This window comes from Methanobacterium veterum (genome assembly GCF_000745485.1).
In the GTDB taxonomy this organism is placed as follows: domain Archaea; phylum Methanobacteriota; class Methanobacteria; order Methanobacteriales; family Methanobacteriaceae; genus Methanobacterium_D; species Methanobacterium_D veterum.
This window is the reverse complement of record NZ_JQJK01000014.1, coordinates 60603-81000: the sequence shown is the minus strand read 5'-3', so window position 1 is coordinate 81000 and position 20398 is coordinate 60603. Positions and strand designations below refer to the sequence as shown.

The 20398-nt window shown below is 32.9% G+C and carries 19 protein-coding genes; 13 read left to right on the top strand and 6 right to left on the bottom strand.

Going from position 1 to position 20398, the window contains the following annotated elements:
- Positions 1 to 155: 155 nt before the first annotated feature.
- Positions 156 to 1460, bottom strand: a complete 1305-nt coding sequence (locus tag EJ01_RS06340; protein WP_048081246.1) for a prephenate dehydrogenase — start codon at positions 1458 to 1460, stop codon at positions 156 to 158.
- A 531-nt stretch (positions 1461 to 1991) separates the two neighbouring features.
- On the opposite strand from EJ01_RS06340, the gene EJ01_RS06335 reads away from it, so the two are divergent.
- A complete protein-coding gene (locus EJ01_RS06335) occupies positions 1992 to 2435 on the top strand; it encodes a response regulator (protein ID WP_048081247.1) in 444 nt (147 codons plus the stop codon).
- Between the two features lie 288 nt (positions 2436 to 2723).
- Here the strand turns inward: EJ01_RS06335 and EJ01_RS06330 are convergent, their stop codons facing one another.
- Positions 2724 to 3044, bottom strand: a complete 321-nt coding sequence (locus EJ01_RS06330) for a hypothetical protein (protein WP_048081248.1) — start codon at positions 3042 to 3044, stop codon at positions 2724 to 2726.
- 453 nt (positions 3045 to 3497) lie between these two features.
- Between EJ01_RS06330 and EJ01_RS06325 the strand changes: the two genes are divergently transcribed.
- The 3 genes from EJ01_RS06325 to EJ01_RS06315 all read left to right on the top strand — a co-directional run bounded on the left by EJ01_RS06325 (position 3498) and on the right by EJ01_RS06315 (position 7269).
- Entirely contained in the window at positions 3498 to 4559 is a 1062-nt protein-coding gene (locus EJ01_RS06325; RefSeq protein WP_048081249.1) for an mRNA surveillance protein pelota, read from the top strand.
- Between the two features lie 1055 nt (positions 4560 to 5614).
- Positions 5615 to 6241, top strand: coding sequence for a hypothetical protein (locus EJ01_RS06320; protein WP_048081250.1), 627 nt, complete (start codon positions 5615 to 5617; stop codon positions 6239 to 6241).
- A gap of 125 nt (positions 6242 to 6366) precedes the next feature.
- Entirely contained in the window at positions 6367 to 7269 is a 903-nt protein-coding gene (locus EJ01_RS06315) for a cell wall biosynthesis protein (protein ID WP_048081251.1), read from the top strand.
- 104 nt (positions 7270 to 7373) lie between these two features.
- Here the strand turns inward: EJ01_RS06315 and EJ01_RS17215 are convergent, their stop codons facing one another.
- Complete coding sequence (locus EJ01_RS17215) at positions 7374 to 7529, bottom strand: hypothetical protein (RefSeq protein WP_157197579.1); 156 nt, start codon at positions 7527 to 7529, stop codon at positions 7374 to 7376.
- A 271-nt stretch (positions 7530 to 7800) separates the two neighbouring features.
- Between EJ01_RS17215 and EJ01_RS06310 the strand changes: the two genes are divergently transcribed.
- From EJ01_RS06310 to EJ01_RS06290, 5 genes are all read left to right on the top strand, one after another.
- Complete coding sequence (locus EJ01_RS06310; RefSeq protein ID WP_048081252.1) at positions 7801 to 10188, top strand: STT3 domain-containing protein; 2388 nt, start codon at positions 7801 to 7803, stop codon at positions 10186 to 10188.
- Positions 10189 to 10462: 274 nt separating this feature from the next.
- Entirely contained in the window at positions 10463 to 10696 is a 234-nt protein-coding gene (locus EJ01_RS06305) for a PRC-barrel domain-containing protein (protein ID WP_048081253.1), read from the top strand.
- A 128-nt stretch (positions 10697 to 10824) separates the two neighbouring features.
- On the top strand, positions 10825 to 11148 hold the full coding sequence (locus EJ01_RS06300) for a heavy metal-binding domain-containing protein (RefSeq protein ID WP_048081254.1): 324 nt from the start codon (positions 10825 to 10827) through the stop codon (positions 11146 to 11148).
- Between the two features lie 19 nt (positions 11149 to 11167).
- Positions 11168 to 11974 (top strand): heavy metal-binding domain-containing protein, encoded by an 807-nt coding sequence (locus tag EJ01_RS06295; RefSeq protein ID WP_048081255.1) that lies wholly within the window; start codon positions 11168 to 11170, stop codon positions 11972 to 11974.
- A gap of 248 nt (positions 11975 to 12222) precedes the next feature.
- Positions 12223 to 13263, top strand: a complete 1041-nt coding sequence (locus EJ01_RS06290) for a glycosyltransferase (RefSeq protein ID WP_048081256.1) — start codon at positions 12223 to 12225, stop codon at positions 13261 to 13263.
- 13 nt (positions 13264 to 13276) lie between these two features.
- On the opposite strand, the gene EJ01_RS06285 is transcribed toward EJ01_RS06290, so the two are convergent.
- The gene (locus EJ01_RS06285) at positions 13277 to 13639 is read right to left on the bottom strand and encodes a DUF5518 domain-containing protein (RefSeq protein ID WP_048081257.1); all 363 of its coding nucleotides are present in this window, start codon (positions 13637 to 13639) and stop codon (positions 13277 to 13279) included.
- Positions 13640 to 13775: 136 nt separating this feature from the next.
- On the opposite strand from EJ01_RS06285, the gene EJ01_RS06280 reads away from it, so the two are divergent.
- Entirely contained in the window at positions 13776 to 14393 is a 618-nt protein-coding gene (locus tag EJ01_RS06280; RefSeq protein ID WP_048081258.1) for a stage II sporulation protein M, read from the top strand.
- A 406-nt stretch (positions 14394 to 14799) separates the two neighbouring features.
- Positions 14800 to 17532, top strand: a complete 2733-nt coding sequence (locus EJ01_RS16415; protein WP_157203584.1) for a beta strand repeat-containing protein — start codon at positions 14800 to 14802, stop codon at positions 17530 to 17532.
- A gap of 118 nt (positions 17533 to 17650) precedes the next feature.
- On the opposite strand, the gene EJ01_RS06270 is transcribed toward EJ01_RS16415, so the two are convergent.
- Together EJ01_RS06270 and EJ01_RS06265 are read right to left on the bottom strand one after the other, a co-directional pair.
- Positions 17651 to 18091 (bottom strand): SHOCT domain-containing protein, encoded by a 441-nt coding sequence (locus EJ01_RS06270; RefSeq protein WP_048081259.1) that lies wholly within the window; start codon positions 18089 to 18091, stop codon positions 17651 to 17653.
- Positions 18092 to 18663: 572 nt separating this feature from the next.
- Positions 18664 to 19311 (bottom strand): flavodoxin family protein, encoded by a 648-nt coding sequence (locus EJ01_RS06265; RefSeq protein WP_048081260.1) that lies wholly within the window; start codon positions 19309 to 19311, stop codon positions 18664 to 18666.
- A gap of 126 nt (positions 19312 to 19437) precedes the next feature.
- Between EJ01_RS06265 and EJ01_RS06260 the strand changes: the two genes are divergently transcribed.
- Together EJ01_RS06260 and EJ01_RS06255 are read left to right on the top strand one after the other, a co-directional pair.
- Positions 19438 to 19755 carry a winged helix-turn-helix transcriptional regulator gene (locus tag EJ01_RS06260; RefSeq protein WP_211251429.1) on the top strand — a complete coding sequence of 106 codons (318 nt, stop codon included), beginning with the start codon at positions 19438 to 19440 and terminating at the stop codon, positions 19753 to 19755.
- Between the two features lie 257 nt (positions 19756 to 20012).
- Positions 20013 to 20219 carry a hypothetical protein gene (locus EJ01_RS06255; RefSeq protein ID WP_048081262.1) on the top strand — a complete coding sequence of 69 codons (207 nt, stop codon included), beginning with the start codon at positions 20013 to 20015 and terminating at the stop codon, positions 20217 to 20219.
- The last annotated feature ends 179 nt before the right edge of the window (positions 20220 to 20398 follow it).

Sequence of the window (20398 nt, the reverse complement as noted above, 5' to 3'; positions counted from 1 at the left end):
ACTTAAATAAAATATTAAAATATATTATATGACATGTGCATGAACTACTTCCTGTTAAATAGTAATTATCTCAAACATATAGTTTCAACGATGCACATACACCATTTGCACAAATCCCTGACATTAATATTAAAATAAATCCATTTAAATCTGACTCACCTTATAACAGCACCAAACCCTTTCAAGAGATTCTCAACATCAAAGCGGGCATCAGGGTTTATAACTTCATATTTAATGGTAATGCTTATCTTTCCAGACGGTATTTGACTTCCCCGATACATATCATCAACTGAAGCATCAATAACCCCTTTTAAGTCCTCAATCGTATTTACAATGATATCTGGACTGCAGTTTTCTGGAAATACCGCAGAAACATAGTAAGTTTTATGAGGGTAATTTTCAACTTTCAGGTCGTACATTTCTTTATCACTTAAAATTTCAACATTAGATAATTTCAGCTTTGTTTTTTTGCCATCGATATCCAAAGTTAAAAAATCAGGGGATAAATCTTTTAAAATTCCAATATGTACTTTTCCAGAGTATATATGCCTTAAACCTACTTCTTTACCTACAGACCCTTTAAGGATATTTACTTCCTCGGTTAAGGCAGATATTGCTTTATCTGACCTTCCAAGTGCGGCTTCCAGGTCATCCATATGTTTTGCAGCAGATCCCATAACTTTCACGAACCCTTCCTCATTTCCACTTGAAATCATTTCATTAAGCTCTTTATAAATGGAAATAAATGTTTCATGTGTTTTTTTAGTATACTTATTATGGGTTTGTATAGAATAGTAAAGGTAAGGATTTTGAGCCACAATCCTTGCAATCATATCAACCATAAGATCATATATTGGGCTTGCAAAATTTCGAGATTCTTTAATATCTACATCCAGCTTTTCTATGGTCGCTGCAATACTTATATAAGCTAAATGAGTCAGACCCTGCACAACGCTCATCATTTGGTCATGTATCTCAGGAGTTGTAACTATTATTCGTGCGTTTTCTTCTTTAAAGAAATTATAAACTTTATCATACCATTTACCTTTATTAATAGGCGTAACTACGATTACTTGACCATCTAATGATCTTATCCTTGGACCAAACATTGGATGAATTGGTAAAACTTCAACACCATGAGGAGCATATTCCTGCATAATTCGGGAAGGTTCTTCTTTTACAGAAGTAACATCCATAATTAAAGAGCCTTTTTTCATAACTGGAGCTACTTCTTTTATAGCAGAGGATGTAACATCTATAGGAACTGAAACTATAATTATATCTGCATGTGATGCTGCGCTGGTATTGCTTGAGGTATAATCAACTCCCAATTTTTTTGAAACCCTTTCCCCAGCTATTTCATCTCTTCCAGTTACAGTTATATCAAACCCTTTGCTTTTTAAAAATCTAGCAATCCACTCACCTAATCCCCTTGTGCCTCCAATTACTGCAATCTTCAAGAAAAAATCTCCAATTCATTTTTTTAATATAATCAGATTTATTTTATACTCTTTTTTATGCTTATCTTATATAAAAAAATAGTTAAATTAGTGAAAATTTTGGGATTAATTCTTACAGATCTTTTATTTAGGATTATTCCCTAATTTCTGTGTGATATATCCCACAAAGAACATGCCCAATATATAATAACCTGTGAAAATAACTTAAAAAGCATCATGTTAAAAAATAAAGGTGTATAAAGACTTATTTCCAAATTATATTTTAATAGTAAAATAATAATTAATATAAATCAAAATGAAATTTTAGATAATGTTAAAAGACCACATATATTCTTTAATAATACAGTAACAACATCTCTTATTTTTAGTTGATTTTGTTTTTACTATAATGCAAAATCAGTTTATCCCCAGATTTATGATTAATGAAATTTTACAAGATTTAGACCTGTAAATAAGGTAGAAATACATTACGCAGCAGCAAATATTAAAAGATTTAAATTGTACTAAAACTTAGATTATAGGAGGCATTTAGTGTCAGATGAAAAAATTCTGATAGTTGAGGACGAAATCATCGTTGCAATGGCTCTAGAACAAAAATTGCTAGATCTAGAGTATGTCATAGTGGACAGTGTTAGCACCGGCGAAGATGCGGTCAAATGTGCTAACCAGTTAAAACCAGACTTAATATTAATGGATATAATTTTAAAAGGGAAAATGAATGGTATAGAAGCTGCAAAGCAGATAAAAGATAAATTAGATATCCCCATAATTTACTTGACAGCATATTCTTACAGTGAAGTGGCAAAGTATGTTCCCATAATAGAGCCCTATGAATATTTAGTTAAACCATTCAAGAAAAGTGAATTGAATAATCATATTAAAATGTCTCTTTCAAATCATAGAACAAAAAGGGTGGGAAATACCAATAAATCATTAACTAAATTTCAGGGCTTTGTTAGAGCAACAAGAAACTAAAATCTACTTAAATAGTTGAAATCCAAGACAAATTATATCTACAATCTTTCAATTATGTTATAATCCATTAAATTCAATTAAATTTGTTATTTTATGATAAATTATAACCAAAACGCATGCCCGTGAGGTTGTGCAAAATAATGTAATTTATATTCCCTGCAGAATATCCAGAATTACATGTTTTTAATAACCCATAATAAGTATAATTCATGCACGTTGGACATTAGCGACTTAAAATTGTAAATTAAAAGTTGAATATAAAAATAAAAAGTTGAATTTAAATTATAATTATATTTCAATAGCCCTAATCTCTTTTTTCTTAGCTCCTCCAGCTATACCTTCAATAGCGTCCAAAAGGTCCAGGACTCTATCATTTTTAAAAACACTTCCAAAACCTTCAAACTCAGAGGTGCTTTTTAAAAATAGGCCTTTTCTTTTCATGGAGGTACCTCTCTCATTTAATGGATTGATTTCTACCATTATTGTTTCCCTATTATCATTTGCAGGTGTTTTAACCAGAAATACTCCTTCAACATTAGTTGGTACTCTTTGCCATGGTTTAACATCTTTTAATGCTTCTTTTATTTTATTTTCTAACTCTGTACTCATTTAATACCTCCAAATATAGTTTATATAGCTATTTATACACAGCACAGCTTACATATATTCATAAATATACTATTATAATTATTATATAATTTTAAAATATGCTATTTAAATGATTTCCAAGTAAAAACATTGGATTATCAAGAATTATAATTTTTACAATTAAATAATTGATTTACCCATTTCTGCGGGTTAATTTTTCAATTTTTACCCAAATTAACTTAAAAAAAGATCTATAAAAATAGAGAACATAATCCATAATAACAAAATCCAAATTTATTTTTCTTTTAAAATTAAATAATAGAAATAAAAGAGATTATAAAGAAAAAAATCGTTTTAAATTAAAAATTTAAAATAATATTTAATTTAAGAGATAAATAATTTAAAGAAGAGAATTTTCAAAAAGTTAATTTTATTAAGGTTAATTCTTAAAATAACAGTTTAAATGGTGTGAAAATGCGTATTGTTCATCAAGATACAAAAAGAGGAGTAATTGAAATTATTCCTGAAACATTAGACGATCTCTGGCATTTATCACATATTATAGAGCCAGGAGATTTAATATCATCTAAAACTACCCGAAGGATACAGGATACAACAGGGGAACGTTTAAGAAGTGATAGAGGTATTAAAAAAACATTTTTTATAGGTATAAGGGTAGAAAGTATAAATTTTCATAAATACACCGGGAAATTAAGGGCAACAGGAATAATAGAACAGGGCCCTGAAGATCTGGTTCCACTTGGAACTCACCATACACTTGATTTGAAACTTAAATATTCAGTTAGGATAACAAAGGAAAAGTGGTCAAGATGGGTTCTAAAAAGGCTGAAAGATGCTGTTGACTCATCTAAAAAGCCATCAGCGATTATAGTGGCCATTGAAGAAGATGTTGCAGATCTTGGGATCATCAGGCAGTATGGAATAGAATACTACGGGCCCATAATAGGAGGAATATCTGGAAAAAGAGTTATCTCCAAAAATAGGGGGAAAAATATAACTGATTTCTTTGATGAAGTCGCGAAAACTTTACTTGGGTTTGAAGATATTCAGGGCATAGTTGTTGCTGGGCCTGGATTTGGAAAAGGTGACTTTTACGATTATTTAAGCCAGAAATATCCAGAACTTGCCAAAATTGCTACAGTAGAAAATACAGGTACTGGAGGACGAGTTGGAATAAGAGAGGTCCTTAAAAAAGGTACAATCGAGCAAATGGCTACTGAGGGTCGAATAGCTCATGAAATGAGATTAATGGGAAAAGTCCTGGAAGAAATTGGAAAATCATCTAATTTAGCGGCATATGGAAAAAATGAGGTTACAAATGCAGCTAATGCAGGTGCAGTAAAAAGGCTACTTGTTTTAGATGAAATGGTGCGTGAAGAAGATACTGAAAGTATTATGAACCTTACAGAAAGCACCGGCGGCAAAGTAACTGTAGTAAGCAGTGAACATGAAGGCGGAAAACAGCTGAAGGCATTAGGTGGAATTGCGGCTATTTTAAGGTATAGTTTGAGGTAAATATTAATATAATAAACTTTTTTTGTTTTATTTGAAATTAAATTAACATTTCAGGCCATCTTATCATTCAAAAGTAAAGTTTTTCACTCATATTCACAAAAACCTTCGAAAACAAAGCATTCGAAAATCATAGATTTTCGATGCCCTCGAACACTGTCAAACATATTATGTTTGATGCAGCAAAAATCATAGATTTTTGCATGTTTCATGTTCGGGGCCTAGGAAATATAACAAAATCATTAAAAAATCTCTGATTTTTTATGCGTAAAAAATGTTGTCAAAATTGAAAATTTGACACCGTGAAAATCAAAGCTTACAAAACCTTAAAAAATCTCCAATTTTTTATGTAGAAAAATGCTTTGCATTTTTCTAACTTTGGTTTTGTGCATTCAAAATCCTCAAAAATCGTAGATTTTTGGGACTGTCAAACGCAAAGCGTTTGAGCATTGGAAATCGAAGCCTACAAAAATCTTTGATTTTTGTGGCGTCAAATCAAAGATTTGACAGATTTCCAAAGGTTAGAAAATACCTTGTATTTTCTAAAATTCGTAGAATTTTGAAAGATTTTCGCATGCATAACATTTTTACAGCTGTCAAAATTTGCAATTTTGACGCGACAAATCGAAAGATTTGTCAGCTTTGATTTGCTGCCCTGAAATCCTACGAGGGTTTCCTACGGCGTCAAATCGAAGCTGGAGAAAAATGTTAGCAAAATCGTAGATTTTGCTACATGTGAAAATTTTCAATTTTCACAGGCTTCGGCTTGAGAGATTTTTACATGTCTATTATCATTTGCATGGTTTCTACTTCATTAACATGTTAACTGGTAATTTAAATTGAACTTGTTTTAAAAAATTCCATTTATTTAATCAAAAATTACATACTTAACTTAATAGTACTATTTGCACAATACTCCCGACATGAGCAAAGTTTTTAAGATATATCGAATAAAGGAAACACTTTAACATTTTGGAGGAGTATTAATAAAAAAAATAACCAGAATTAGTCTAATTATCATATTTATCATTTTAGCCTCATTACTTATAGGATTAGATTTGAATAAAGCATCTATTAACATTTTCTCAGATAATAAGACCACTGGAGAGGTTATAGGAAATACAAGTTATGGTTATGTGGAAAAAGAAATTTATGGAAACCAGAGCTCCAATGAAACTGTAGTAATAATTACAGGTGTTCATCCCCGTGAATCTGGATTTCACAATGCTACTGCAGCTGCAGTAAAAGACAAGTCAAAAAATTTATCTAAAAAATATATCCTTTACAGGATCCATGTCACAAAAAACGCGCTGAATTTTGATACAGGTAGAATGAACGGGCAGTTACTGGCAAATAAATTTGTAGTCCCCGATGTAATTAAAATCAAACCCCAGATCGCTGTAGATATACACGAAGATTTAGGAGAATCTGTAGGTTACAGGTACAACCGGTTTATATATCCCATCTCTAAGGATAATGAAACTCATAATTACTTAACCAGTATCACCAAAAATATGTCATTTTTAGAAATTTATTCTCCAGGTGGATCAAGTCCATCATACGTTACAAAGCCCATAGCACGCAAAGGAATTCCTGCTATAGTGTATGAGACTTATAAAAAGGATTCATATGAAAAAAAATATTCTGATGCATGCCAGTTTATTGATATACTGGACAAATTGTAAATTTACAATTTCTTTAAATTTTTTGCATTCAAAGCCCATAGTTTTTTATTAAACAAATATGCGTAAATTAGAACATTAACAAATTTAATATAGCTCCATCCCTAATTTTTAATACAGGTGAACCAATGTATACTGAGATCATTCTAGCATTCATAATATCTGCTATTTTAACACTGCTGTTTAGCTGGATAATTAAAAAAAGCGGCAGTAGTTTATATACCAGTGTTAGGGGAGGAACACCTCGTGCTGTTGGAATTGCACCATTCATAGTTATATTGTTATTTTTACCTTTAAATTACAGTTATCTTGTAGCTTTAATTGGGATTTTTGCATTTTTAGATGATTTAATTGGAAGGAAAAAAACTAAAAGACTGCCGTTCGAGATAGGTCAGCTTTCAAGAGGCATAGGGATGCTTGCTGTAGCTGTAATTGGATTTTTTTATGTTGGACCCGCTTCAATCTTGATTGCACTTATGATTCAGCCTTTAAATATTGCAGATATGCAGCCAGGAGCTGCATGTTCTACTGTGATTATTATGTGCATTCCTGCGCTTATTTTAGCAGTGCCTGCGGGATTATCCATTTATATTCCTCTGGTTGTTCTGGCAGCGTGTATTGGCTACGCCCCGCTTGATTATAAAGGAAAGATCATGATGGGCGAAATTGGAAATCACTCATTTGCTGTAGCACTTGGAATTGCTTATGCCGTTTTAGGTGGAGTCTACGGCAGTATTTCCAGTATAGGATATTCAATTGGGAGTTTTTTAGGAGCATTAGCCTTATTTATCGTTACATTATTTGTTATAGCATTTATAAGAAGAAAGAATCTAAACATCTTTTTAGAGGAGAAACTAGGCATAAAAAATCCATATTTTGGAGATTATATTATGGATGTTCTTACTGGAGGGGGCCTTGGAGACTTAATACGTAAAATCATCCTTGGAAAACGTGAAATCGTTATAAAAAGGCATGTATTTAAAATTTTAGGATTTAGAAGACTTGTATATAACCCTCATGCTTACAGATAATAAATAAATTTCAATTTATTGAAAATTACAAAAAGCAGTGCTATAAAATCATATTTTTCTAGTTATTCCAAATCAAAAATAAAAAAAATATTTTTTTTAAGATTTTATTTGAGCCTTATGTAACCTAAAATAGCAATAATTATACCAAATACAGGCCATATTACTCCAGAATAAATATCTTTAAGGTAAACAAAGCTGTAAACTCCGAGAATTATCATTACAACCGCACATAAATATACAATTAAGTTTGCTACTTTCATAGAACTTAATCGTCTTTTTTAAGTATTTAAGTCTTTTCAAATGTTTTTAACCAGCAGATGTAATGAGATTTTATTACACCCTAAATTTTAGTACTGGCTAAATTTTAATCTAGATACCTTTCTTTGATTTTGTACCCTAGAACTAGTCTAGGTTGCCTAATTGATAATTTTAACAGCAGTAACGCTATAAGCAAACATTTAAATATTTTTAGGGCAAATTATTAATATTAATTATTAAAATAATATGTAATAGAACAATAAGGGATAATATATGAATATAAGATGGAATTTATCCAAATTTAAGCCTTTAATAATTATAATTTTGGTATTTATACTTGCATTTTCCCTTAGAATACAATCAGCTTATTTACCTGGAGTATCTGGAGAAGTAAAGCCCAATTTCCAGGATCAAAATGGGCTTCCATATTTCAGTGAAATGGACTCATATTACAACTACAGGATGACATACGATTATCTCGATCACAATTATCTAGGTGACACAGTACTGGGAGGCAGTCCCTGGGACCTGCACTCTTATTATCCTTCAGGTAGGCCCGCAGCATATCCCCCGCTGATTGTTTATATTACAGTATTTATTTATGAATTAGTTAATTCATTCGTAAATGCACCTTTAAATGAGATTGCTATCTGGTTAGCGCCATTTATAGCATCATTAGCCGTTGTCCCAGCATACCTATTTGTAAGGAAACTTACCAATGAGTATGGGGGGATAGCTGCAGGAATTTTAGTTGGTACAGTCCCAGCATATTTTACCCACACATTTGCAGGATTCTTTGATACTGACATGTTCAACATGCTCTTTCCAATCTTAATTGTAGGATTTTTTACTGCAAGTATCACTGAAAGTAATATTAAAACCAGATCAGCCTATGTATCATTATCAGCGGTTTTTCTGCTTGTTTATTCTATGGCCTGGGAAGGTTGGTGGTACATTTTCTATTTGCTAGTTGGGACAGCCTTTGTATATCTCCTGATTTCAAATTACATGTTTGAAATGGAAAACATTAAATCATTTAATTACTATTTCGATAAAGTCAAATATATTATGCGTCAGCCCGCACTCTTTTCATTAATTACGTTTGTAATTTTAAGCATTACATTATTAAGTGTTTATTTTGGGCTTCCCGGACTTATAGATACTTTGACAAGATCTGCTGGTAATTCACAGCTACATACATCTCTCCAAATTACCAGTTATCCAAACGTATACGTATCCGTGGATGAACTTAAAATACCAACCATTACAGAAATTCTAGGAAAATTAGGCGGTATCATACCATTCATATTCGGCATTTTAAGCATTCCATGGCTTATATGGAAATTAAAACCAGAGAAAGCTAAAAAAGTGGAAAACATCCCTAAAAATAAAAGAAATACCCAGAAAAAAATAAAAATAAACGAAAATAGTACAGAGAAAAAGAATACAGTAAATCCCCATTTAATTAAAAATAAAAAGAATTATTTATTATATGCAATTTTGTTTACAATCTGGATTTTGATCATGGGTTTTGCTTTAACACAGGGGTCAAGATTCATTGAACAATTCTCAATACCAATAACATTAGGTGCAGGAGTGTTTGTAGGATTAATGACGCCTTATTTTGCAAAAAATATTCAAAATAAGAGGTACTGTACAATAGCCGCCCTGATATTAATTGCACTTGTAGCATATGCTCCCCTATCTTCAGCATATATATTTTCAAATTCAATATATCCCAATGTTGATGATTCAATGTACAATTCACTAACGTGGATTAAAGGTAACACACCCCAAAATACAGTTATAACTTCATGGTGGGACTTCGGCCACTTTTTTACTGCAGTGGCAGATAGGCCTGTTACCTTTGATGGGGGGTCTCAAAACACACCTCGTGCCTACTGGGTTGGAAAGGCACTGCTAACAAATAATGAGAATTTATCTGCAGGAATACTCAGAATGCTGACTTCAAGTGGTGATGATGGCTATTTAACCCTTGAAAATTATACAGGAAATACAGGTAAAAGTGTTGAAATACTGGATAAAATTTTACCTGCTGATAAACCGGCTGCCCAAGATATACTCACAAAAGATTATAACTTAACTCCTGATCAAGCCCAAAATGTGCTAAAATACACTCATCCAGCTAAACCATCACCACATGTCCTGTTATTAAATAACATGTACCTCCTTTCAAAATCATACTGGTGGTCCTACTTTGGGAGCTGGAACTTCCAAAATAACACAGGAAAAGGCTACAGTTATTCTGCTCAACAAGCGGCTTCCAGGCAGGTTAATGGCACAACAGTAATTTCAGCTCAAAACGGTATTGTTGCACAGATAAACGGATCAAAAGTAGTTGCAGGCTTTCAATATGAGCAAAATAACCAGATACACATACTGGAGCCTCATAAGTTAATTATGGTTCAAAACGGTAATGTCTCAATGAATAAGATCGTTTCTAATTCTAGCTCATTTAGTATAATCTTAGTAAAAGAAAATAATATTTATCTTGCTGTTATGTTAAATAAAGAACTTGAAGATTCCATGTTTACAAGATTATATCTTACAAAGGGTGCAGCTTTAAGTAAATTCAAGCTTTTACATAAAGAGGGTAAAATAATAGATCCATACGGCGTGATGATCTGGGCTGTTAGTTAAAATAAATAATTTCAGTTGTGCAACATTCTCCCTCAATTCCCTTTTAAAATCATATATCTTTATCAAATTTTTCTACTTCTAAATAGCTTGGATTTCAAACCAGCTTGAAATTACAAAATAGCAAATTATATAATATTTATTTTATAAAATGTATTAACGCCTGATTTAATTATACTATTGTAATGGCCCCACCAGGCAGAGTTATCTTCCGGCCATTGCCAAGTTCAAAGATAATTTTAATCTTGGGCTTGATTTAAAAAACAAAGGTGATAGAATGCATGCAAAAGATTTATCTGGAAAGGATATTGTTGATTCAAACGGAGATACAGTCGGCGTAGTTGATGATTTAGAAATAGATGTAACAAACAAAATGGTGACAGGCATTATAGCAAAAGAAGGCACTATCTCAGGAAAACTAGGTATGGGTGAAGAAAGAGTTATTTCTATGGACATGGTTGATGCCATAGGCGATAAAGTAATTTTAAGACGTATGGAAAGACGAATGTAGCGTTTCTTTCTTTACTTTTTTCTTTTTATTAGATAGTAATTTTTCTTTTTTGCCAAAACATTTATAAATAATTCCATCCATAGTCTATAGAAGATATTAGTGTTTATATATTAAAAGGAAGATTAAAAATGCTGATTTTAAACACACCCCATATTGAAGGGAAGAAAATAAGCGAATACTTTGGTCTAGTAACTGGAGAAGCACTCTTAGGTGCAAACGTGTATAAAGACCTTTTTTCAGGCGTTAGAGATGTTGTCGGTGGGAGAACCTCAGCTTACGAAGAGGAATTAAAAAAAGCACGGGAATTAGCATTGTCAAGTATGCAGGAAAAAGCAGAAAAACTTGGCGCAAATGCCATACTGGGTGTTCAAATAGCCTACCATAACCTCGGAGGAACTATGGGAAACACTATCCTTGTCACCATGTACGGTACAGCAGTGCACTATGAATAATTATCAAGGGTGATACTTCTTGTTAATTTCACTAAGAAACAGCATCATAGCCAAAAGATGGGGAATTCTTGCAGTAATTATAGGGACCACACTCGGGTTCATATCTGCCGTTATTTGCGTATACGCAAATTTAGTTATTTTCGGATTTAACATCATGTTTATAATATCTCCTTTAATTGCAGGGTTCAGCGAGGCATATGTAGCTCAAAAAAAGTACGGCAGGAGCACTGGAGCTATCAGCGCCCTTTTAATATTCATAATCATCAATATATACGGCTGGTTCTTCCCTAAAAATCCAATAACCCTTAATTTATTCACATTAGGAGGCATTGCACTTACCATACAGGCTGCTGTTCCAATACTCGTGAATTACCTTTTGTTTGTTGTTTTCCTCGGGACTATAACCTATGTTATAGGATTAGTAGGTAATTTAATCTCAAAACTACTTGGGAAAGAAATAGAAGAAATAGAAACTCCTAAAACTGCAGATTTACCGCAGTTAGATCTTTTGTTTGCAACCACAACTAATCTCAATGGAAAAAAAATAGTCAAAGAGTTGGGCTTAATTACAGGAGAAGCCATCTTAAAAGAAGAAAAAGATGAGAATTCATCACGTTTAGAAAAAATTGCCTCAAAAAATGGTTCAAATATAGAATATAAAATAGGACTTGTAAGAAATAATGCACTGCAAAACCTGGAAAGTGAAGCAAAAAAACTGGGTGCAAATGGTATTTTAGGCGTTAATATCGATTATAGAAGCGTTGGTGGGATCAAAGGGAGTACAGTAATAGTAACAGCTACCGGCAGTGCTGTGCTGTACGAATAAATCTTCAGCCCCTAAATTCTTATTTTTAAACCATGGTTGGGAATCTATTATATTTATTACAATACATCAGCAATGTTTATATAACATCCATACAAATTTTGATTTAAATTAGCATAACTCCATTTAACAAACTTAAAATTAGAATTAACTAATTTTAAATTATGAAAAATCATTTTAGTAAAACTAAAAAATGATAATGATTTCAAATGGATTTCAAATTTATAGATTTTTAATTAAAAGGTGAATAAATGAAAGTATTATTTATGGTTACAGGGCGCGGGATCGGAGGAGACGCCGCAATTGCCCTTAATATAGCTAAGGCACTGTCTGAACAGGGTGTCCAGTGTGAATTTGCCCTGAATCACGGCGCCAAAGGGTTGTTATTTGAAAAAAACGGCATAAAATGGCATGAAACAAGCATTCCCCAGGCGGGGGGGCATGCCGCCACTAAACTTACCCTTGTAAAAGGCGGTTTTAAAATTATCCAGGCTGTTTTTGAAGCTATAAGCCTGTACAGGAAACTAAAACCAGATGTGGTTGTAGGATCAATAGGTGGGGGAGCAGTAGTCGGATGCCTGGCAGCTAAAATTGCAGGTATTCCATCAGTGGGAGTTGTATCCACTCCAACTGATTCAAAAGTATCTAAATTTACCACCGTTGTCGCATTACCAGAATCCCCACTATTTAAATCAGAATTAAATAATAAAAATGTACACAAAGTTTATATGCCTATAAATCCGGAAGTTGTAAGCGGAAGCAGAGAAAAAGCACTGGAATTAATGCCAGAAGATTACGACCCTGCACTTCCCACAATACTCTTATCATCAGGATCTACTCTTTTTGAAAAAATGGCCCTTGCCGCGCCTAAACTCAGAGACAGCGGAATTAAAGCAAATATAGTAGTTATAGGACATCCGCTGGATGAAAAATACCGAGAATACCTTGAAAACGATGGAATACTCTATTTAGGTTATATCGACTGGGTACGGGATTTATACAAACTGGCAGACTTCGTAATCATCACAGACGACGGAGTGATGCTTCATGAAGCCATTGCATGCAATTTACCAATTATAACACTGCTTCGAGTAAAATACGGACGTTATCATAATATGGGCGATGTATTCAGCGGTGCAATGGTTGAAAGCGATCTTGATAATTTAGATGAAGTTGTAAATGATTTCCTGAAAAACATCGACCAAACTAAAGACAGAGCTTCAAAATATGGGAAGGATGTTTTAGAGTCTGCAGGTAAAATTGCAAAAATAATTTATGAAAAAAGAAAATAAAAAAAATATGTAATTATTGTTTTTCCACCAGTTTATTTTTAATTGCAGCACCGGCAATACCAAAAACGGCTCCAATAACTGCATAAATGACACATACTGCTATTAAAGTAACTACGTTAAGTCCTAAAGGTATAGCTGTCTTTGAAAAATAACTGATAAGTGCAGTATACAACACTATGGAAATTATACTTCCAAAAAAGCTTATTGCAGCACCGTAAATAGCTGCCATCTTCAGTTCACCACCAAGAATATATGTTCCAACTAATGGTGCAATAATAAAGCTTAAAATCGCCAGTGAAGACGCATTAAACATAAACATGAAAAACATTACAATTGCAAGAGCAATACCAAAACCTAAAGATTTCCAGTTAATCATTTATTCACATCCCTATACTAATTTTTCTTTAATAAACTATTGATTTGATGGTATATAATTTAGTCTGAAAATCGTTCCACTTTAAAACCATAAAGATATATTAAAAGTTACTACCCACGTTATAACGAGGATCTTTATGTTAGAGAAGATAAAAAACATCTATAATTTCTATGTGGAGCGCTACAAAAAACGTTTTTTATACTGTTTTGCAATTTATTACGGTTTAGTCATCGTTGGGATGGTAATAGGATTGTTATACCCCCCAATAAGTACTGGAACCGGAGGGAACATAAGCAGCCAGTTTTCAACAGTATTTCCAGGATTACTGCAGGCTATTGGTGCAGGTGATGTAATTAAGGTAATTTTAACTATTTTCGTATTTAACAGCATCCTTGGAAGTTTCCTTGCGATTACAGTGTTAAACCTGATTGGAATAGGAACACTTGTATTCATTTACAGGCCCATCATGTGGGGACTGATTTACGCCCCTACAAGCCCTCATGCAGCGATACTCTTAATAGCTGTCATCCCAACTTTAATACTTGAAGGAGTGGCTTATATTATTGCATTTGCAGCCAGCCTTGACTTTGTCCTGGCAATTGCAAAACCAAAAGCTCTTGGGGAAGAAAGCAGGTTTAAAGCATGGAAAAAAGCATGGGCATACAACTTAAAATCATATGTACTTGTTTTAATCATGCTGTTTGTGGCTGCGGTTGTTGAAAGCGTTACAATAATATCTTTAGCCAGGGTTTAACTCCCTTATTTTTTTTAATTTGATTAAATGATGTTTGAAAATTGAGAAACTCATATATAAATTCTCCTTAAAAACCCGTTATTAATTAAAAAAATTGAATTTATAAATTAGATATTGTAGACTTGTATTCAATGCTTTTTATAATATGAATCCTCTAAACTAGTTTTTAATTATATATAACTCAATTTCATTTATTTTTAAATTTTAGAATGTATTATTCTATTTTATAAGTACCAATAATACATTAAGTAATCATTTTTAATTTTTACTGTATAAATTACAATTTTATGTTAATTAATCTTAATCTTGTTTAGCATACACACAAATAAGAGGTTAATACTGCTTAATTGTGGAAAAAGTATTTATAATAATTACATTTAATAATAATCATTTTTTATCAGATACAATGGAGGTGAAAAAGATTATAGGACAAATAATTACACATAAAACTAAATTTTTGATTCCATTACTGCTTCTAAGCTTAACATTACTATTCTGTTTAACCACCGTTTCTGCAGCGTCTGGAGATGCAATTTATGTGAATAGTTCTTCTGGAAATGATTCATGGGACGGTCAATCAGCAACATATAACAGTACTAGTGGAAGCGGGCCTAAACTCAGCATTAAAAACGCAACAGGAACCGTAAATAAAGGCGGGACAATACACATATCCAACGGGCAATATGCCGGCAAAAACAACACCAATGTCACCATTGATAAAAATATGACTATTATCGGTGAAAGCCTGACAGGAACCATAATAAACGGGACAAACACCAACTGGATATTTCACATTAACAGCGGTGTTACTGTAACCATCCAGAATTTAACATTAGCCAATGGAAACAGCACCACCGGTGGAGCCATTGAAAATTATGGTAATTTAACAGTAACTAACTGTATATTCACAGGCAATACTGCAGGTTGGGATGGTACCAATACAAATTACGGCGGAGCTATTAATAATCAGGGTACTTTAACTGTTAATAATTGTATATTCAATAACAACAGTGCACGTGTTGGTGGAGCTATTTACAACTCTCCAGATTCTACCTTAAATGTAAATAGCGGCATATTCACTGCCAATACTGGAAAATTAGGTGGTGCTATCTACAATCATGGTAGTTCAACTGTAAAGGACAGTACTTTCACAAAAAATACCGCACAAAGGGGTGGTGCGATATTCAATTTAAATTACGATCTTTTGCTGAATGTTGATAACTGTATATTCACTGACAATGACGCGGCATCTAATTTTGGAGGAGCAATTTACAATAATGCAGGTAATGTGACTGTAAAAGACAGTACTTTCACAGATAACAGCGCACTTAACAAAGGCGGATCAGTCTACAATGAGGGATTATTTAATGTGATTAGCTGTAAATTTACAGGTAATACTGCAGATTATGGCGGTGCTATCTATAACTGGGATACTTTGAATATTAAAGGCAGCACTTTCACAGGTAACGGTGCAAGTGCAAGTGGAGGTGCTATTTACAATATTAAAGGAGTATTAAACGCAACTAACTCCACATTCATGCAGAATAATGCAACACAAGGCGGCGCAATCTACAACAATGGTACTTCAACTTTTACCGGCTGCATTTTCAACAATAATACTGTATCTGCAATTGGAGATGCTATTGGTGGAGCTATCAATAATATCGGTACTTTAGCTGTTATTAACTGTACTTTCAATAATAACTCTGCATCTGGAAATTATAATGCTATGGGCGGTGCTATCTGCAATTTATGTCAAGTTAGTAATTCGGGTTCCAGTTCTGTTAACTGTACTGTAACCAACTGTACCTTCAAGGGTAACAGTGCACAAATTGGCGGAGCTATCTGCAATTTATGTCAAGTTATTAATTCTAGTTCTGGTTCTGTTAACTGTACTGTAACTAACTGTACCTTCACCAGTAACACTGCAACTGATTATGACGGCGGTGCTATCTGCAATCGTTGTTCTGCTCGAGGCGGTTCTGGTTTCACTAATTGTACTGTAACTGGTTGTATATTCACTAACAACACTGCAGTTGTTGGCGGTGCTCTCTCCAACAGTGCCAGTACTTTGAATGCTAATTTCAACAGATTCTACAATAACACTGCAGCAACAAGCGGTAATGCTCTCTACTGTAACAACGGTTCAACGGATGCTAATTACAACTGGTGGAGTTCCAATAAAGACCCAAAAACTATTCCAAACCTTATTGTAGAGAACGGTGGTTCAGTGGATGCTGATATCTGGGTTATATTAACAGTTAGTGCAAACCCAACAACAATCAATAATACCAAAATATCAACCATTACCGCAGATTTAAACCACATCAACGGCGGTGGTGATCTAGTTGGAGGTCATATCCCTGATGGACCTGTAACTTTGAATGTTCCTTGGGGAAGCTTAATTGATTCTAAACAATTAGGTGCATACACCACTCCATCAATGTATCCCTGTATCATGGCCCTTAATCAGGGAATAGTTCATTCAATCACTATTGACACTATAAATAGTTCAATTACAGCAGTATTCTATGCTAATGAAGGAGGAGTAAATCCATTGTCCAATCCAGTAAAAGTTACTGCAACTGCTGATAATTACACTACAAATAACACAGAATCCGCTTATATTAACATCAACAAAGCATCGGACTTATACATCAAAACAACAAGCGATAAAAAGAACCCTAAAACAGGAGAAAAATTCACACTAACCTACAAACTAGGAAATTACGGACCAGATGCAGCAGAAAATGTCACAATAACCTTCCATATACCAGAAGGCTTAAATTTTGCAAATATTCATGTGGATAATGGAAAATGCACATATGATCCAACAACAAGAACAGTGACATGGACATTAGACTCAGTACCAGTAGGAGACCCATACCTGTACTTAACAGTTCAAGCAGCAGGCGACGGGACTTACAAAATAATTCCAAGCATAAGTTCAGACACTTATAACTTGAATTCAGGAGATTCTGGAATTATAACAATCAATGTACAACCCAACAACAATGGAAACACAGTAAATGCAGCCAGTAAAACAGCCATTGGATTACATGATACAGGATTACCATTAAATTACATGTTAATAGCTGTTTTAATGGTTCTAAGCGGTTTAGTGCCAAGAAGAAAATAAGACTCTTCTTATTTTTTCTTTTTTTAAATTAAATGTACTTCCAATCAAAACATTCACCGCTGTGCACCACTAACCCTCCGAGCTTTCAGGAAAATGGGAACTGAACACAGCCGTTGATTTAAAATTCTCTTAAATATTTCTGTTTAATTTCATCAAACTCATCTTGACTCAGAGCTCCTATATCCAAAAGTTCTTTAGCTTCTTTTAATTTGCCTGCCAAACTTTGTTCAGTCATATTTTCTTTGTTTTTAACTTGAAAAATACGAAAATTCAATTTGTCTACAAATTCCTGTAAAATTTCCAGGCCAGCAACATTTATTTCAATTTTTTTAGAATTTGCGGCAGTTTCAATGTTTAGTTTAGGCCATTTGGATAGAAGCCCTTTACCATAACGAACGTTTAATATATCCTGATATTTAATCAGCTCACTCTTTACAGTATCTGAAAGAGGATTGTTACTTCTTAAGCTGATGCAAAGCCCTTCATCTTTTAATATAACGTTCCCATAGTTGGAATTATGGTTACAAGGTAAGCTTATTTCTTCTTCTTTTTTCATCATTTCCTTTTCCTAGATTAATTGTGTGAAACTAGTAAATAATTCTTGTAAGTTTTTATATTAAAAAATTTCTGTATTTTGTGATAGACACAATGCACAAATCCCGATTACAATGAAACATCCACAAAAAGGCTCTTGCATTAGTCAGCTTGGAAAATAATCCCAAAGACTATAAATCTAATATTAAATCGCGAAACCTAACTAAACGGACAACTAAATGAAATGACCAGTTAAATAATATAGATCCAAGTATGAAAAAGGGTGGTAGCTAAAAGTTATCCTCAAAATAACACTTTATGTACTCCTTAAACCGTTTACAAATTAAAAATGAATTGATAAATTTAACAGCCAGTATTAAGTAACATTACTCACAAGATCTCCATATTAATTCAAATAATTTTTGCAGTATCTTAACACATATTCAATTAATAAAAAATGATAAATTGTAGTTTACTTAATTTTATTTGTTAAATCCATGAATTAATTCATGGATTTAGGAAATAGGTTTATTTTTGAGATACATGAAACCATTAATTGTTCCAGTGCCTGAAAAATAAAATATCGTGATCACTTTATTATTCCTTGACAAATTTTGCAAATCTTGCTCCCATCTCAAATGCTTTTTCACAGTTATCTGGAAACGCTTCCTGGTTCAATTTTGCCGCTTCTTTGTGCTGAGCTGCTGACCAGTTGTACTTTGAGACGTCATTAAATAGATTTGTGCTGTTGATAGTTAGAGATTCTGATGATCCAAGAAGTGTTAAGAGCATTTCATTATGAGTTATAAGCTGGTCATATTCTTCTCCCATTACTTTTTCATTTGCACCCATTGTATAAATAAACCCTGTAATGATCTTTCCTGAAAATATAAATGGAGTATCACCATCAAATGAAAGATAAGGATACATCAACCGTTCAAGAAAAGATCTCATGTCACCGGTAACATCTCTAAAGTAGATAGGAGATCCTAAAATTAAAGCATCTATATTCTTGATTTTTTCCAGGACAGGAGATAATTCATCTTTATACGCACACTTGCCATGATATTGTTCACCCTTTAATTTACAAGTAAGGCAGCTTCTACAACCCCTAAAATTGAGATCTCCCAGATGAATCAGCTCTGTTTCAGCCCCCTGTGAAGCAGCACCTTCAAGAGCCTTGTTCAAAAAAGTTACTGTATTCCCTGTTTTTCTTGGACTTCCATTAATTGCTATTATTCTCATTTTCTTCCACCTCATTTTCTACTAATTTTTTCTCTTGGGATGTTCGGTACATTTATAGCCATAGTTATTTATATATACCAGTAGAGTAAAAGTAACATTATTTCCAAAAAGTAAGTAATGAGTTATATGAGACGCGAAAGTGATAAAATTACAATCAGGATTATTGGAAGTAAATGGAATCTTATGATTATCTTTAACCTTAGTCATCAGACATTAAGATTTACTGAGCTTCAAAAAAGGATGGATAATGTTAATCCAAAAACTATCACAAAACATCTAAGATATCTTGAAAGATATAATATTATAAAAAGGGTTGTATACCCCGAAGTTCCTCCAAAAGTAGAATATTCATTGACAGAGTATGGAATAGCACTTATTCCCCTCCTCAAGCCAATAATGGAATGGGGATCCACTTTACAATATGACATTACCAAAGAAAAATAAGTTCGTTCATTAATGAAAAAAGCTTATTAAAATAAAAATAGAATGGAAAATTAATTTAAAGATAAAATTTAGTACTTGGAATACAATTTATGTATTAAAATAAAAGTTATCCTTAAAAATAACACTTTATATATAAATTACTACTAATTCACTAAAGCAGTAAAAAATGTAATCTTTTTGAGTTTAAAATCCTCCGATTTTAAAACACGTAAATTAAATTCAATCATTTAATCAAAAAATTAAAAGGTGACTTACACATGGTAAATTTAATGCTCAACACTGTAATGTGGAAATTAGGCGGCGCCGCAAAGATGGGAGGCGCTGCAAAGCTTGGTTTTCTTGGGAAACTGGGACTCATTGGAATATTTGGTATAATAGCAGTCATAGTAGTAGTGCTTATTATACTGGCTCTAGTTGTATTTTTCCTGTTTAAATTCAAGAACAAGTCCCGAAGGGTACATTAAATTTCTTTTTTTGCTCAAATTTAATTATCATGACTCAATAAGTCATGAATTTTTGTTTTGTTATGTTTATCATATGCCTAAATTTGTTTTATTTTTCACATGTTGCGAAAAATAGAATTTTTCCATACTTGAAAATCTATGATTTTCAAATGTTTACAAAATCTCTGATTTTGTAACAG